This window comes from Bradyrhizobium sp. BLXBL-01, assembly GCF_051853025.1.
GTDB lineage: Bacteria > Pseudomonadota > Alphaproteobacteria > Rhizobiales > Xanthobacteraceae > Bradyrhizobium.
The window spans coordinates 4,572,334-4,587,298 of the sequence record NZ_CP182471.1 but is presented as its reverse complement, the minus strand read 5'-3'; the positions used below and the strand labels follow the sequence as shown (position 1 = coordinate 4,587,298).

Genomic DNA, 14,965 nt, shown 5'->3' with positions numbered 1-14,965 from the left:
CTCATCGCGCCGGGAAATTGAGTGCATAGTCGCGGCCGTCCACTCCTGCCGGTGGTTCGAAGGGGAAGCGCAGACTTTCGTCGAGGAAATCGTGGCTGTGCACGACGAGGTTCTCGTCGTCGATCAGCACGACGCCATAGGCCGGCGGCTCGTGGCTGGCGAGATGCTCGCTGGCCGCAACGTCGAGCTCGAACCAGACCTGGTGGTTGGTGCCGCGCAACGTCGAGAACGGGATCTTGCCGTAGCTGCCGAAGATCGGCCGGTGCACATGGCCGAAGAACAGGTGGCGGATGCGCGCGCGATAGGGCGCTATCACCTCGGCGAATTCGGCGCTCTGCTTCAGCGCGATTTCGTCCATGGCGTGGACGCCGACCGGGAAGGGCGGATGGTGCATGAACACGACGAATTCTTGCTCGGCGGGGGCGGCCGCGAGCGTATTCGCCAGCCAGCCGAGGCGCTTTGCGCACATCTCGCCGGCATGGCTGGTCTCGTCCAGCGTGTCCAGGAAGACGAACAGGCCATGTTCGGTGGTGCGCGTGCCCTGCACGAAGCCGTTGGCATCGCGCGGCGCGGCCTTCAGCGCGTCGAGGCAGATGACGCGCTTGTCGTGATTGCCGACCATCGCGATGTAGGGAATCTTCAGCGCCGCCATCGCCTCGGCGAAGTTGGCGTAGGACTGAGCCTCGCCCCAATGGGTGAGGTCGCCGGTCACGACGGCGAACGCAGCGTCGGACTGGTGCTTGTTGATGTCGGCAATCGCCGCATCCAGCCGGGCGCGCGGATCGAGCCCGTAGAGCGTCAAGCCGGGGTTCGCGAGGTGCGTGTCGGTGAGGTGGATGAACTTGAAGGGCATGGCGCGCCTGAGTCGGGACGGTTGGAGGATCGGCGCCTCCGGCAAGACGGCGCTGTCAGCCCGTTAGAGCGCGTGTGTTTCAGTTTGATGACAGCGGTTCCCGTGTCCACAAGCGCCCGTGTCGTAGGGTGGATTGGCCGAAGGCGTAATCCACCACTGTGAGCCAACCTCAAGTTGTGCTATCGATGGTTGATGCCTGACTATCGCCGCGCATTCATCCCCGGAGGACGCTGGTTCTTCACCGTGAACTTGCTGGATCGGCGGAAATCTCTTTTGACCGAGGAGATCGAGAGCTTGCGGGACGCAGTCGCCGCAACCCGCCGGAGCTATCCTTTCGAGATCGATGCTTTCGTGGTCCTGCCGGATCATCTCCACGCGATCTGGAAGCTGCCGCCGGGCGATGCCAATTTTTCTGTGCGTTGGCGATTGATCAAGGCACGGTTCGTCAAAGCACTCCCGGCGACCGAGCGTCGGAGCGCAGTCCGTGCCGCGCGCAACGAACGCGGTATCTGGCAACGCCGGTTCTGGGAGCATGTCATTCGCGATGAGGCCGACTTCGCTCGCCATGTCGAGTATTGCTACTACAATCCCGTCAAGCACGGGCACGTGTCGAAGGTTTGCGACTGGCCGTACTCGTCGTTTCATCGCGACGTGCGGGCGGGATTGTTTCCGGAGGATTGGGGCGGGGACGTCAGGATCGCAGGCGAGTTCGGTGAGAGGGCATGATCAGCGTCAGTCTGTAGGGTGGTTTAGTGAAGCGTAATCCACCTCTTCACTTTCTGCTCGGTGGGAATGTGGTGGATTACGCCTTCGGCTAATCCACCCTACGCACCGAGTTTGTCGCTACGTCCCGCAGAACGTCTGCAGCACCCGCTGGTCCGGCAGCGGCGGATCGGCGTAGGCCGCATACTCTGGCTGATCCTCGTAGGGTCTCGCCAGCACCTTCACCAACTCCTCGAACGGCGCGTAATCGTCGTCGTTCACGGCGGCCTGGATCACGGCCTCGACGCGGTGGTTGCGCGGGATGAACATGGGATTGACCGCGTGCATGGCCGCTTGCCGCTCGGCGGCGCCTTGCTGTTCTAGCGCGATGCGCGCGCGCCAGCGGCCGGCCCATTCGTCGAAGGCTCCGGGCTCCATGAACTGCGCGCGCACGTCCGCAGCCTCATCACCGGCGGCATCACCCAGCTTGCGGAAGGTGAGGGTGAAGTCGGCCTGGTTCTTGGCCATGGCATCCAGCAGGTCCTGGATCAGCGCTTCGTCGCCGTCACGCTCGGTGAACAGGCCGACCTTTTTGCGCAGGCCGGCCTGATAGGCGGCGCTGAACTGATCGGAGAACGCGCCGAGAATATCCTGCGCCTCGGCGACCGCCTTCTCCTGCTCGTCCGAAAACAGCGGCAGCAGGCATTCGGCGAGCCGGGTCAGATTCCACAGGCCGATGCGCGGCTGGTTGGCATAGGCGTAGCGGCCCATCTCGTCGATCGAGGAAAAGACCTGCGCCGGGTTGTAGGCGTCCATGAAAGCGCAAGGGCCGTAGTCGATGGTCTCGCCCGAGATCGAGCTGTTGTCGGTGTTCATCACGCCATGGATGAAGCCGACCAGCAGCCAGCGCGCGATGAGCTCGGCCTGGCGCGCGACGACTGCGGCGAGCAGGTCGTGATAGGGCCGCTCCGCATGCAGCAGGTCCGGGTAGTGTCGCGCGATGACGTGATCGGCGAGCCGGCGGATCGCCTCGGTGTCGCGGCGGACGGCGAAGAACTGGAAAGTGCCGACGCGGATGTGGCTGGCGGCGACGCGGGTCAGCACAGCGCCGGGCAGCGCGGTCTCGCGGATGACGTGCTCGCCGGTGACCACCGCGGCAAGTGAGCGCGTGGTGGGGATGCCCAGCGCATACATGGCTTCGCTGACGATGTATTCGCGTAACACCGGCCCGAGCGCCGCCCGGCCATCGCCGCGGCGGGAGAACGGGGTGGGGCCCGAGCCCTTGAGCTGGATGTCGCGGCGGACGCCGTCCTTGTCGATGACCTCGCCGAGCAGGATGGCGCGGCCGTCGCCGAGCTGCGGCACGAAATGCCCGAACTGGTGCCCGGCATAGGCCATGGCAATGGGATCCGCTCCGGCGGGAACCGTCTTTCCGGCCAGGATCTCGGCACCATCAGGGGTCTCCAGCAGATCGGGATCAAGACCGAGCTGGACCGCCAGCGGCCGGTTCAGCTTGATCAGCCGGGGCGCGGCAACGGGGGTCGGCGCGACCCGGGCGAAGAAGCTGTCCGGCAGCGCCGAATAGGAGTTCTGGAAGGGGAAATGGACGGTCATGGGCTCAAGATAGGGCTGGAACGGGCATCGGCAAAGGCTCCGGGCCCGATTAGCCAAAAATGGGCACCTTCAGCTCAAAACGGGCCGTTCCCTTGGTTGCCGCCCCCGGCCTCGTCGGCTAAACCCTGCGCCTTCAACTAGGTCATTTTGGCCTAGTTCGATTCGGCTTCCTTCAGACATCGATTTTGGGACGACCATGCATCGCTACCGGTCACATACATGCGGCGCGCTCCGCGAGAGCAACATCGGCGAGACCATCCGCCTCTCGGGCTGGGTCCATCGCGTCCGCGACCATGGCGGCGTGCTGTTCATCGATTTGCGCGACCATTACGGCCTGACCCAGTGCGTGGCCGATCCGGACTCGCCGGCGTTCTCGCTGGCGGAAAAGCTGCGCTCGGAATTCGTGGTCAAGATGGACGGCAAGGTCCGCCGCCGCCCCGAAGGCACCGACAATGACGATCTGCCGACCGGCAAGGTCGAGGTCTACATCAGCGAGATCGAGGTGCTGGGCCCGGCCGGCGACCTGCCGCTGCCGGTGTTCGGCGACCAGGAATATCCCGAAGACATCCGCCTGAAGTATCGCTTCCTCGATCTGCGCCGCGAGAAGCTGCACCAGAACATCATGACGCGCGTCGAGATCATCAAGTCGATGCGCCGGCGCATGGAGGGGCAGGGCTTCTTCGAGTTCAACACCCCGATCCTGACCGCGTCCTCGCCGGAGGGCGCGCGCGACTTCCTCGTCCCGTCGCGCATCCATCCCGGCAAGTTCTACGCGCTGCCGCAAGCGCCGCAGCAGTACAAGCAGCTCTTGATGATGAGCGGCTTCGACCGCTACTTCCAGATCGCCCCCTGCTTCCGCGACGAGGACCCGCGCGCCGACCGTCTGCCCGGCGAGTTCTACCAACTCGACGTCGAGATGAGCTTTGTCACGCAGGAAGACGTCTTTGCGGCGATGGAGCCGGTGATCACGGGCGTCTTTGAAGAGTTTGCCAAGGGCAAGCCCGTCACCAAGGGCTGGCGCCGCATTCCGTTCGCCGAGGCGCTGCGCAAATACGGCAGCGACAAGCCGGACCTGCGCAACCCGATCGAGATGCAGGACGTCTCCGAGCATTTCCGCGGCTCCGGCTTCAAGGTCTTCGCGCGCATGCTCGAAGACCCCAGGAACCAGGTCTGGGCGATCCCGGCACCGGGCGGCGGCAGCCGCGCCTTCTGCGACCGCATGAACTCGTGGGCGCAAGGCGAGGGCCAGCCCGGCCTCGGCTACATCATGTGGCGCGAAGGCGGCGAGGGCGCCGGCCCGCTCGCGAACAATATCGGGCCCGAGCGCACCGCCGCGATCCGCGCGCAGCTCGGCGTCAAGGAAGGCGATGCCGCCTTCTTCGTCGCCGGCGATCCCGACAAGTTCTGGAAGTTCTCAGGGCTTGCCCGCAACAAGGTCGGCGAGGAATTGAACCTCACCGACAAGGAGCGGTTCGAGCTTGCCTGGATCGTCGACTTCCCGATGTACGAGTACAATGAGGACGACAAGAAGGTCGACTTCTCGCACAACCCGTTCTCGATGCCGCAGGGCGGCCTGGAGGCGCTGAAGTCGCAGGATCCGCTGACCATCAAGGCGTTCCAGTACGACATCACCTGCAATGGCTACGAGATCGCCTCGGGCGGAATCCGCAACCATGTGCCCGAAGCCATGGTGAAGGCGTTCGAGATCGCAGGTTACGGCGAGCAGGAAGTGGTCGAGCGTTTCGGCGGCATGTACCGCGCCTTCCAGTACGGCGCGCCGCCACATGGCGGCATGGCCGCGGGCGTCGACCGCATCGTGATGCTGCTCTGCGGCACCACCAATCTGCGCGAGATCTCGCTGTTCCCGATGAACCAGCAGGCCATGGACCTCTTGATGGGCGCACCGTCGGAAGCGACGACGAAGCAGCTCCGCGAGCTGCACATCCGGGTGAACCTGCCGCAGAAGTGAAGCTCTTACCTCTCCCTGCTTGTCCCGCCGAAGCTTCAGCGAAGGCGGATGCAGGGAGAGGCCACGCCCTCTCCACATCGTCATTGCGAGCGCAGCGAAGCAATCCAGAATCTTTCCGCGGAGGGACTCTGGATTGCTTCGCTGCGCTCGCAATGACGGGGAGAGAGCTGCGCTTCTCTCCTACAGCCCCGTCGAGGCCTCGATCCTGAACTGCGCCAGCGCGATGATCGGTTCGTGGTCGAGGACATCGACCAGCTGAAGCACCGGTAGCGTGCCGAGCGGTGTCAGCCTGATGCTCAGTGTTTGCCCCGAGGTCTCGACGAAACCGGCGAGTGCATCGACCGCGACCTTGGCATCGAGATTGGAGGCCGCGATCTTCTCGCCCTGGGCCCGGATCATCGCGACGATGGCGCTGCGCGCGGCGTCGCGGCTGACATTCTGCATGCGCGCGAACTGGGCCACGACCAGATCGACCACGCCGCGGTCGCGCAAGGAGAGCTCGATGGCGCCGGTCTCGACCTGCGCCAACTGCTCCATAGCCTCGGACGGGTCCGTCGTGGTGAAGAGGTCGCGCGGCACCTTGGCAAGGGCCACGCTCAGCTGCGCCCTGGCGAGGTTGCCGAGATCGAGCGTGGCGGGGGCGAGCGCGAACGCGCCCGACGATTCCGTCCAGGCTGCGCCGAGATCGAGGTCGATCGCGAGCTTGTCCACGCCTGCCACGATCAGCGGCTGCAGCGCCGGATTGGCGGGATCGGTCGGCGTGACCATTTTCACGACCAGGCTGGCCCTGCTCGGGATCGATCCGACCAGCTGGCCCCAGTTCATGCTGATCGTGTCGATGGTGATGGGCTGTCGTGCGTTGTTATGGGGCGCCACCACGCCCTTGATCTCGGCGCCTTCGAGCACCCGGAACAGGCCCAGCATCTGATCGGGCGAGGGCGGCTGACCGTGCTTGCTGAGGCCGGCCGCCCAGCGCATCAGGTTTGCCGCGCTGAACGATTTCAGCGCGAAGCGCTCCATCTTGAACTGCCCTTGCGGAGACGGCGTGTCGACGCCTTCGACTGCGAATTCGCCGTCGTTATATCTGACCGCCTTGATCCTGGCCGTTCCCTGTGGAAGGCCCACCGACGTCGCGCCGATTTCGATCCGACCAATGCGAAGACCCTCATAGAATCCGGCGAGCTTCTCCATCATCTCGCGCGATTGCGCGGCGGTCGCGACGACCGACCGGTCCGTCGGCACGAGCGCAACGATCTCGGCCGGCCGAAATTTGGAGGGCTGCACCGCGATGTCCTCGAAACTGATCCCGTCGATCTCCATCCGCAGGCCCTGGGTCGATTTGAGCACATAGCGGCCGGCCGAAATCTGCCGGTAGATGCGGTGATGGCTGTCGTCGCCGGCTTTCTGCGGGTCGAGCGCGGCGGCGACCGCGGTCGCGTCGAAATCGTTGATGATGATGCTGGAGAGGTCGCCGGTCAGCTTGTCCTGCTTGCCCGGCTGCGGCACGTCGATAAGACGGCGCGATCGGCCTTCATCGCCTCGACCTTGCCGCGCTTGAGAGTCTGGACCGCCAGCCCGGAATAGGTGATTTCGCCGCTTCCAGCGGCGCTGCCGCTCGCGTCGAAGGTCATCGTCAGCGTCGGAGCCGTGACGGACGATGCCGTGATGCTCGAATATTGTTCGAGCACATAGCGATAAATGTCGATCAGGGAGCCGTCCGTTGGCGGATTGCCGCCGCGAATGGGGCCGGCATAGTCCCGCAGAGTGAGCTGCGGGATCTTGTAGGATGCCTTCAGCTTCGCGGCGCCGACCTGGTCCAGGGCGACTTCGAAACCGCCGACCTCGATGATGTCGGCCGAGAAGCTGGTATCGTCGATCAGGCGAACGCCGGTACCCTTGATGCCAGTAATCTTGATCTGCGCTTGCGGCTGGCCGGCGGGAGTGATGGCGATGTCCTCGATCGTCAGCGTCCGGGTCGCGAGCTCGAAGGTGATCTTGCCATGGCTGGCCTTGCCGCCGCCCGAGCGGATCTGCTCGAACGCCGCCTCGACCTCGCTGGTTGCCCGATGTTGGACATAGAGGTTGAAGCCAAACCATCCGCCCGCGCCGAGCACGGCTGCCACGATCAGGCCGATCAGGATTCGCTTCATTCCCAGCTCCAGTTGCTCATTTTGCACCGCGCAACCTGCCATATTCAGAAAAAGTCGCGCGGTCCAGGGAAAGCTATGCTTTTCAAATATTTGACGGCGCGCCCTGTTGATGGGGGCGCAATCGGATGTTGCCACCGAGGCGCCCGGCGTGCTTCATCGCCCTTCCATGACCCGGAAATACGGTTCGCTTGGACAGCAGCCCCGGATCATGCATTTTGAGGCCGGTAACGCGAGGCGAGACACCGCATGTCGTCCTATTCTGATGATCTCCACCAGGCGGCGCTCGCCTACCATCGTCTGCCGCGCCCTGGAAAGCTTGAGATCCAGGCAAGCAAGCCGCTTGCCAATCAGCGCGACCTCGCGCTGGCCTATTCGCCGGGCGTCGCCGCGGCCTGCACCGAGATCGCCAAGAACCCGGCTGAAGCCGCGACGCTGACCACCCGCGCCAACCTTGTTGCCGTGGTTTCCAACGGCACCGCGGTGCTCGGCCTCGGCAATATCGGCCCGCTGGCCTCCAAGCCGGTGATGGAAGGCAAGGCGGTCCTGTTCAAGAAATTCGCCGGCATCGACGTGTTCGACATCGAGATCGCCGCCGACACCATCGACCGCGTGGTCGAGACCGTGGCCGCGCTCGAACCGACCTTCGGCGGCATCAATCTGGAGGACATCCGCGGACCGGAATGCTTCGAGATCGAAGCGCGCCTGAAGGAGCGCATGAAGATCCCGGTCTTCCACGACGACCAGCACGGCACGGCCATCATCGTCGCCGCCGCCATCACCAACGGTCTCCGCCTGAACGGCAAGAAGCTGTCCGACGTCAAGATCGTGGCCTCGGGGGCAGGGGCGGCCGCGATCGCGACGTTGAACCTGCTGGTCTCGATGGGCGCGCAGCGCAAGAACATCTGGGTCTGCGACATCGACGGCCTCGTGCATGAAGGGCGCAACACCTCGATGGACCGCTGGAAGGCGGTCTATGCGCAGAAGACAGACAAGCGCACGCTCGCCGACGTCATCGGCGGCGCCGACATCTTCATCGGGCTCTCGGCACCCGGCGTGCTCAAGCCGGAGATGGCCAAGGCGATGGGCGACAAGCCGCTGATCATGGCGCTCGCCAATCCGACACCGGAGATCATGCCGGAAGAGGCGCGCAAGGCGCGGCCCGACGCCATGATCTGCACCGGACGCTCGGACTACCCGAACCAGGTCAACAACGTCCTCTGCTTTCCTTTCATCTTCCGCGGGGCGCTCGACGTCGGCGCCACCGCGATCAACGAGGAGATGAAGCACGCCGCCGTCGAGGCCATCGCGCAGCTCGCGCGCGAGGCGCCGTCGGATGCCGTCGCGCAGGGCTTCGACACCGGCGAGACGCAGGGCTTCGGTCCGGGCTCGCTGATTCCGAGCCCGTTTGACCCGCGCCTGATCCTGCGCATCGCGCCGGCCGTGGCGAAGGCGGCGATGGAATCGGGTGTCGCGACGCGGCCCATCACCAATTTCGACGAGTACAGGGCGCTGCTCGAGCGCTTCGCCTTCCGCTCCGGCCTCGTCATGAAGCCGATGTTCGCCAAGGCCAAGACCCAGCCGGTGCGCGTGATCTATGCCGAAGGCGAGGACGAGCGCGTGCTGCGCGCCACGCAAGTCGTGCTGGAGGAGAAGCTGGCGCGGCCGATCCTGGTCGGCCGTCCTTCGGTCGTGGAGGCGCGCCTCAAGCGCTTCGGCCTCTCGATCAGAGCGGGCAAGGATTTCGACCTGGTCAATCCCGAGGACGATCCGCGCTACCGGTCCTACGTGCAATCCTATGTCGAGGTCGCCGGCCGCCGTGGCGTGACGCCGGATGCGGCGCGCACGGTGGTCCGCACCAACAATACGGTCATCGCGGCGCTTGCGGTGACGCGCGGCGAGGCGGACGCGATGCTCTGCGGCGTCGAGGGCCGCTATATGAGCCATCTGCGCCACGTCCGCGAGATCGTCGGCTTCTCGCCGGGGATCAGCGACTACGCGGCGCTGGCGCTGCTGATCACCAGTAAGGGCGCCTTCTTCATCGCCGACACGCAGGTTCGCCCCAACCCGAGCGCAGAGGAGCTCGCCGAGATCGCCTCGCTCGCCGCGGTCCACGTGCAGCGCTTCACCATCAAGCCCAAGATCGCCTTCGTCTCGCATTCGGATTTCGGCAGCTACGACACCGAATCCTCGCGCAAGATGCGGCGGGCGACGCAGCTCTTGAGAGGGAAGCATCCGGAGATCGAAGCCGACGGCGAGATGCAGGGCGACACCGCGCTCTCCGCCACTGCGCGACGAATGGTGCTGCCGCACTCCAAGCTCGAGGGTGAGGCCAACATCCTGATCATGCCGACCCTGGATACCGCCAACGTCGCCTATCAGATGATCAAGTCGCTGGCGGACGCGCTGCCCGTCGGCCCGATCCTGGTCGGCCCGGCGCGCCCCGCGCACATCCTCACCCCCTCGGTAACGGCGCGCGGCATCCTCAACATGACCGCAGTTGCCGTGGTGGAAGCGCAGGAACGCGCCTCGCGGCAGCAGCCCACGTTGTTCACGTAAGGGCCGGGCTCTCACGGCGCTGGAGGTGCAATCCCTTCTCCCCTTGCGGGAGAAGGTGGCGTAGGCGGCCTTCGGCCGCCGTTCTCAAGAACGCCGAAGCGAAGCTTCGGCTATGGCGCCGGATGAGGGGTTGTTTCCGCGAGTCCGGATCTCGCGAGTTTCCCCATGCTGATAGATACCCCTCATCCGTCTCGCCGCTTCGCGGCGAGCCACCTTCTCCCGCAAGGGGAGAAGGGAAGAAACCGCCACCTTTGAATTCCTTTCAGCTCGCCATTTCCCCGTTTGAAAAGCCCAAACGGACTCTTCATAATCGACTTAAGCGTTCCGTGCGGTAGCGCTTTGCCAAGAGGCCGATCATGCCAGCGTTCGTGACTTTCGGGCGAATCCTGTTCGCCGTGCTGTTCATCTACACGGGCGCGACCAAGCTCTTTGCCATGCAGGCGACCGCCGACGTCATCGCCGCCAAGCTCGTTGTGCCCGACATCATCGCGCCTTACGCCAAGCAGATCGAGACGGCGACCGCCATGACGACGCCGCAGCTTTTGGCGATCGCGATCGGCGGGCTCGAGATCATCGCAGGGCTGATGATCGCGCTGAATTTCGGCGCGCGTTTCTTCGCCATGCTGCTGATCGTCTACGTCGCCGTCGCGACCGTCCTGTTCTACGATTTCTGGAACATGGCGGCTCCCGACAACGCCAAGATGCTGGTCGACGCGCTCAAGAACCTGTCGATCATCGGCGCGCTCTGCATGATCATCGGCTACGGCCGCACCACGCGTCCGGCCGAAGCGGCCTACGGCGACGTCTAGCGGTCAAATCCGCTCTCGGCGGCGCGCGGCGCGGGTGTGGCGCTGCAGGCGGTCTCGATATGGTGGGGGGGGGCGGCGGCTCGGCTGATTCCGCACAAGAAAGCAGCAAGGTACGCAATGGTATTCTAATGCCGGTACTGTGCATGGGGTTGTTTTGCCAGTTTGAATCGGAGCCTTCGGTGTGAGCGACGTCGGGTAATCCCGAGAGGCTAACCCGGCCGCCACGGAGTCACGGTCACCTCATGCGCCGCGTCGAGAAGGTACGGCGCGCCCGGCTTCATCCCGTGCGCAGCCAGTACGTCATGCGGCGTCCGCTGGGGCACGCCGACGAAGCAACCTTCGCCGCCGGGCAGCCGCACATGCGGCGCCTCCGATAGCCAGAACGTGTCGTAGCGCTCCATGAACATGTCGAACACGACCGGGCCGCCGATGATGGCGACCATGCCGGAGGCGACGTCGGCGAAGGCGCAGGCCTGTTCGAAGCTCGCATGCGCCGGATTCCACAGCGTCGCGTTCGGCATCTCCGGATCGACGGTGAGGTCCCTGATCTTGCGGGTCAGGATCAGCCGCTTGCGCTTGGCCGAATTCGGCTGCTGCTCGTGCGAGTTGCGGCCGTGCACGATCAGCGCGGCGCGATCCAGCGCCTGCTCGAAGAACAGCTTGTCGCCTTCGAACTTCAGGCTGTCGGGCATGACGCGACCGGCGTCGGCAAGCATGCCGTCCGCCGAGACGATGACGTAGCCTTCGAAGCGGAAAGACAATGGCCTTCTATTCGGAAACGGTCGTCACCACGGAATTGACCGGCCGCTGGCTCACCGTCGGCAGCTTGATGTCCTTGAGCAGCTCCTGGTCGTATTCCGGCAGCGTCGAGACCGGGAACTTGGCGCGCATCGCCACCACCTTGTAACCGCCGGCCTTCAGCCGCTTGAGCAGCTCGGGCAGCGCCTCCGCGGTGTGCTTCTGGAAATCGTGCATCAGCACGATGCCCTTGCCCCTGGTCTCGAGCTTCTTCATCACGGTTTCGACCACCTTCTCGGGCTTGGAGGCCTTGAAGTCGAACGAGTCGATGTCACAGGAGAAGATGCCGACATTGCGGTTGCCGAGATAGGTGACCATCTCCGGCGGATGCTGCAGCGCCGGGAAGCGGAAGAACGGCGCAGGCGAGATGCCGCCGAGCGCCCACTTCACCGCCGCAAAGCCCTTCTCGATCTCGTCCTTGCGCTGCGCGTCGTTGAGCTTCTTGTTGTTGAGGTTGGCGTGCGACCAGGTGTGGGCGCCGACGGTGTGACCGGCCGCGTAGACCTGCTTCAGGATCTCCGGCTCATAGGTCGCGTGCTTGCCGATAGTGAAGAAGATTCCGGTGGTGCATTCGTCCGCGAGTGCCTTCAGCACGGCGGGCGTGTTCTTCGGCCAGGGGCCGTCGTCGAAGGTCAGCACCACCTCCTTGTCGCGCAGGAAGTCGAGCTCCTTGAAATGCTCGAAGCCGAAGCCGGGACCACCCGTGGTGTCGATCTCGACGGTGCGGGCGACGCCGAGCGCGCCCGGTGTGTTGCAGGCCGCGCGGGCCGGCTGCGGCGCCTGTTTCGGCGGGGGCGGATTGACGAAGCCCGCTGGCGCCGCAGCCGCTGCTGCGGGCGCTGGAGCTGCAGGGGAAGTTGCAGCTGGTGTTGCCGCCGGCGCGGCTTGCGCTGCGGCTGCGGGCTTCGCGGCCGGCGTCTGCGACAATGCGGCGCCGGTCATCGCCACCGACATCGCACCTGCTAAAATCAGTCCTGCCGCCACACGCATGGTGTTGTCCTCGAGATTGATCCCGTTGTTCCGCCGCGGCTTTTCGCCTGCGGCCAAAACCGTCCTGCCCCAAACTCATCCTAGCCTAGATGGTGGGCCATCGCCATTGCAACGGCTGTTTGATGTCCCACCGCAATTGTGCCCAACCGGATGGCGTGCACCTGCGTCACGTGTCGGCCAGGGTTCTGGCAATGGCAGTCTTGATCCGCGTGTCGGCCGGCTCGACGGCGGATGGAAACACCTCGGCGATATAGCCGTCACGGCCAATCAGATACTTGTGGAAGTTCCAGCGCGGAACTTCCTTTGGTCGAGCCTCGGCGGCCCATTTGTAAAAGGGATGCGCCCTCGCACCGACCACTGCCGCCTTGGCCGTGATCGGGAAGGTAACGCCATATTGGTGGTGCGCGGTCTGCGTGATCTCGCTGGTACCGCCGGGCTCCTGGCCACCGAAATCGTTGGAGGGCACGCCGATCACGGTCAGCCCCCGCCCGCGAAACTCGTTCCAGATCTCCTGCAAACCGGCATATTGCGGTGTGTAGCCACAGAGCGAGGCCGTGTTCACCACCAGCAGCGGTTTGCCGGTGAACGCTGCGAGGCGGATGTCGTCGCCTGACAAAGCGGGGAAGGAGAACGCGTAGGCCGAGACCCGGCTCATCCCGCCATCAGCGAGGGCGCGCGTGACAGGCGCGAATGCGCCTGCAAGCGTGACGCTCAGCACGGTCCTGCGATTCATCATGACGGCGTCCCCCGAGACGATCCGAGGGCAGATTACTCCGCCACTGCGACCTCACGCGTCAACACCGCGTTATCGAGCGCTGCGTGCGGGCTAGTACAGGCGGACGATGAAGTCGGTGCCTTCGCCGGTCTCGCCCTGGTTGATGCCCTGGTCGGAAACGATGATTGAGCCGCCTGACGTCAGCATCTCGTTGATCTTCGCCATCGTCTCGGTGGGGACCGAGATGCGGTCGAGGGCTTCAGCCGGGCTGTCCGGCGTCACCGCCGGTTTTGCGGCAACGGGGATCACGGCTGCGCCGCGCTGGCGGCGCGCTAAGCGGCTGTCGTCCTCGCGCGCCGCGGAACGGGCGGAGACGGGCAGTGACACCACCGACCAGCGCAGCGCGTTGGCATCGGCCTTGTCGAGTTCGGCGGTGAACACATGCGTGCCGAGCGGCCGGTCGCTCGCGGCAATCGTGACGGGCACCTCGAACAGCGGCGCAAAATTCTGCCGCACATAGAGCTTGGAATCCTTGCGGCTGATGAAGACGGCAATCTGGCCGGCCCGCTTGGGCGCGTCCGTCTTCGCCGCCGCCGCAGGATCGGCAACGCGGCCCTCGTCCTTCTTCGCATCGGGTGCGGCGGCGAGCGCCGGTGCATTGGCCTGATTGGGCGTCTTCGCGGAGTCCACCGCCTCGGTCTTGGCCGGCTCGGTCTTGACGGTCTCGACCTTGTCGGCGGACTTGTCGTTGCTCGCCGGCTTGGCCGCTTCTTCCGATTGGGGCTTGGCCGCTTCGGATGCTTCGGCCGTCTTGACCTCGGCGGCCGGTGCGGCGGCTTGCTCGTGCGCAGCCGCATTGCCGGTGGTCACGTCCGACAACACGGCGTGGCCGACGGAGGTGCGCAGCTCGAGCACGCTCTCGGCGCTGGCCGTCTTGGTCTCGACCGGCTCGGCTTCGGCCGTGCCTTTATCGGCCTTGTCGGCGACATTGGTCTGCGGCGCGAGGCTCGCGGCGGGCTGCGGCGGCACGCGCATGGAGGCGAGCAGGGGATGGGAGAAGCTTTGCGGCGACATCTGGCCGGGCGCCACGATCACGCGCGCGCCCATCCTGGTCCAGTTCCACATCTTCATCGCGAACGCCATGGGCATGCGGATGCAGCCATGCGAGGCCGGATAGCCCGGCAGCACGCCGGCATGCATCGCGACGCCGGACCAGGTGATCCGCTGCATGTACGGCATCGGCGCGCCGCTATAGATGTTGGAATGATGGAATTTGTGCTTCTGGATGACGCTGAACACGCCCATCGGCGTCGAGTGGCCCTTCATGCCCGTCGACACCGGTGATTCCGCGAACACGCCGGTCTTGTCGTAGACCGTCACCTTCTGCCGCTCGATCGAGACGACGATGACGAGCGGGCCTTGCGGCTTGGTGCCGGCTTCCTTCTCGACGACTTCCTTCTTGCTTGCGGCGCCGCGCTTTTGCGGCTTCTGGCGCGGTATTTCGGGAAGTCGCTCCTGCCGGGCGTAGTAGGACCCGTCGGAATAGTCGGTCCAATAATAAAATGCTGCGTCTGCCTGGCTGGTCGCGCCGATCGCGCCCGCCGCCGTCAAAATGGCGACCTGCCACAGCCGTACCGGCTTGGCAGAAGAACCCGACCCGTTCACGCTGTTCATCCTCGAATCCATAATCCAAATCAGACGTTAGTCTTCGCAAAGGGGATACGCGTTCACCAGCAGCGCGGTTCTGCCATCAGCTACTTTTGTTCAAGGCGTAGCAAAAAAGCCTCACGGAGCGGTAAACGGCGGCCG

General features: G+C 64.9%; 12 protein-coding genes. 4 read left to right on the top strand and 8 right to left on the bottom strand.

Annotated features, from left to right (window positions below; all coding sequences use genetic code 11):
• Position 1: 1 nt before the first annotated feature.
• Positions 2 to 853, bottom strand: a complete 852-nt coding sequence (locus ACNJYA_RS21415; protein ID WP_439400691.1) for a phosphodiesterase — start codon at positions 851 to 853, stop codon at positions 2 to 4.
• Positions 854 to 1,045: 192 nt separating this feature from the next.
• Between ACNJYA_RS21415 and ACNJYA_RS21410 the strand changes: the two genes are divergently transcribed.
• The gene (locus ACNJYA_RS21410; protein WP_439363239.1) at positions 1,046 to 1,579 is read left to right on the top strand and encodes an REP-associated tyrosine transposase; all 534 of its coding nucleotides are present in this window, start codon (positions 1,046 to 1,048) and stop codon (positions 1,577 to 1,579) included.
• A 117-nt stretch (positions 1,580 to 1,696) separates the two neighbouring features.
• Here the strand turns inward: ACNJYA_RS21410 and ACNJYA_RS21405 are convergent, their stop codons facing one another.
• The gene (locus ACNJYA_RS21405) at positions 1,697 to 3,169 is read right to left on the bottom strand and encodes a protein adenylyltransferase SelO (protein ID WP_439400690.1); all 1,473 of its coding nucleotides are present in this window, start codon (positions 3,167 to 3,169) and stop codon (positions 1,697 to 1,699) included.
• 196 nt (positions 3,170 to 3,365) lie between these two features.
• Between ACNJYA_RS21405 and aspS the strand changes: the two genes are divergently transcribed.
• The gene (gene aspS / locus ACNJYA_RS21400) at positions 3,366 to 5,138 is read left to right on the top strand and encodes an aspartate--tRNA ligase (RefSeq protein WP_439400689.1); all 1,773 of its coding nucleotides are present in this window, start codon (positions 3,366 to 3,368) and stop codon (positions 5,136 to 5,138) included.
• Between the two features lie 180 nt (positions 5,139 to 5,318).
• On the opposite strand, the gene ACNJYA_RS21395 is transcribed toward aspS, so the two are convergent.
• Together ACNJYA_RS21395 and ACNJYA_RS21390 are read right to left on the bottom strand one after the other, a co-directional pair.
• Positions 5,319 to 6,644 carry a hypothetical protein gene (locus ACNJYA_RS21395; RefSeq protein WP_439400688.1) on the bottom strand — a complete coding sequence of 442 codons (1,326 nt, stop codon included), beginning with the start codon at positions 6,642 to 6,644 and terminating at the stop codon, positions 5,319 to 5,321.
• A complete protein-coding gene (locus tag ACNJYA_RS21390) occupies positions 6,614 to 7,288 on the bottom strand; it encodes a hypothetical protein (RefSeq protein ID WP_439400687.1) in 675 nt (224 codons plus the stop codon). Before ACNJYA_RS21390 ends, ACNJYA_RS21395 begins: the two co-directional genes overlap by 31 nt.
• Before the next feature lie 246 nt (positions 7,289 to 7,534).
• On the opposite strand from ACNJYA_RS21390, the gene ACNJYA_RS21385 reads away from it, so the two are divergent.
• Together ACNJYA_RS21385 and ACNJYA_RS21380 are read left to right on the top strand one after the other, a co-directional pair.
• A complete protein-coding gene (locus tag ACNJYA_RS21385; protein WP_439400686.1) occupies positions 7,535 to 9,844 on the top strand; it encodes an NADP-dependent malic enzyme in 2,310 nt (769 codons plus the stop codon).
• A gap of 356 nt (positions 9,845 to 10,200) precedes the next feature.
• Positions 10,201 to 10,653 (top strand): DoxX family membrane protein, encoded by a 453-nt coding sequence (locus ACNJYA_RS21380; RefSeq protein ID WP_212257578.1) that lies wholly within the window; start codon positions 10,201 to 10,203, stop codon positions 10,651 to 10,653.
• A 209-nt stretch (positions 10,654 to 10,862) separates the two neighbouring features.
• Here ACNJYA_RS21380 and ACNJYA_RS21375 read toward each other — a convergent pair whose 3' ends face one another.
• The 4 genes from ACNJYA_RS21375 to ACNJYA_RS21360 all read right to left on the bottom strand — a co-directional run bounded on the left by ACNJYA_RS21375 (position 10,863) and on the right by ACNJYA_RS21360 (position 14,830).
• Complete coding sequence (locus ACNJYA_RS21375; protein ID WP_439400685.1) at positions 10,863 to 11,414, bottom strand: dihydrofolate reductase; 552 nt, start codon at positions 11,412 to 11,414, stop codon at positions 10,863 to 10,865.
• Positions 11,415 to 11,421: 7 nt separating this feature from the next.
• Positions 11,422 to 12,441 carry a polysaccharide deacetylase family protein gene (locus tag ACNJYA_RS21370; protein WP_439400684.1) on the bottom strand — a complete coding sequence of 340 codons (1,020 nt, stop codon included), beginning with the start codon at positions 12,439 to 12,441 and terminating at the stop codon, positions 11,422 to 11,424.
• Between the two features lie 166 nt (positions 12,442 to 12,607).
• Positions 12,608 to 13,177, bottom strand: coding sequence for a glutathione peroxidase (locus ACNJYA_RS21365; protein ID WP_439400683.1), 570 nt, complete (start codon positions 13,175 to 13,177; stop codon positions 12,608 to 12,610).
• Between the two features lie 90 nt (positions 13,178 to 13,267).
• Positions 13,268 to 14,830, bottom strand: a complete 1,563-nt coding sequence (locus tag ACNJYA_RS21360; protein ID WP_439363233.1) for a L,D-transpeptidase — start codon at positions 14,828 to 14,830, stop codon at positions 13,268 to 13,270.
• Positions 14,831 to 14,965: the final 135 nt, after the last annotated feature.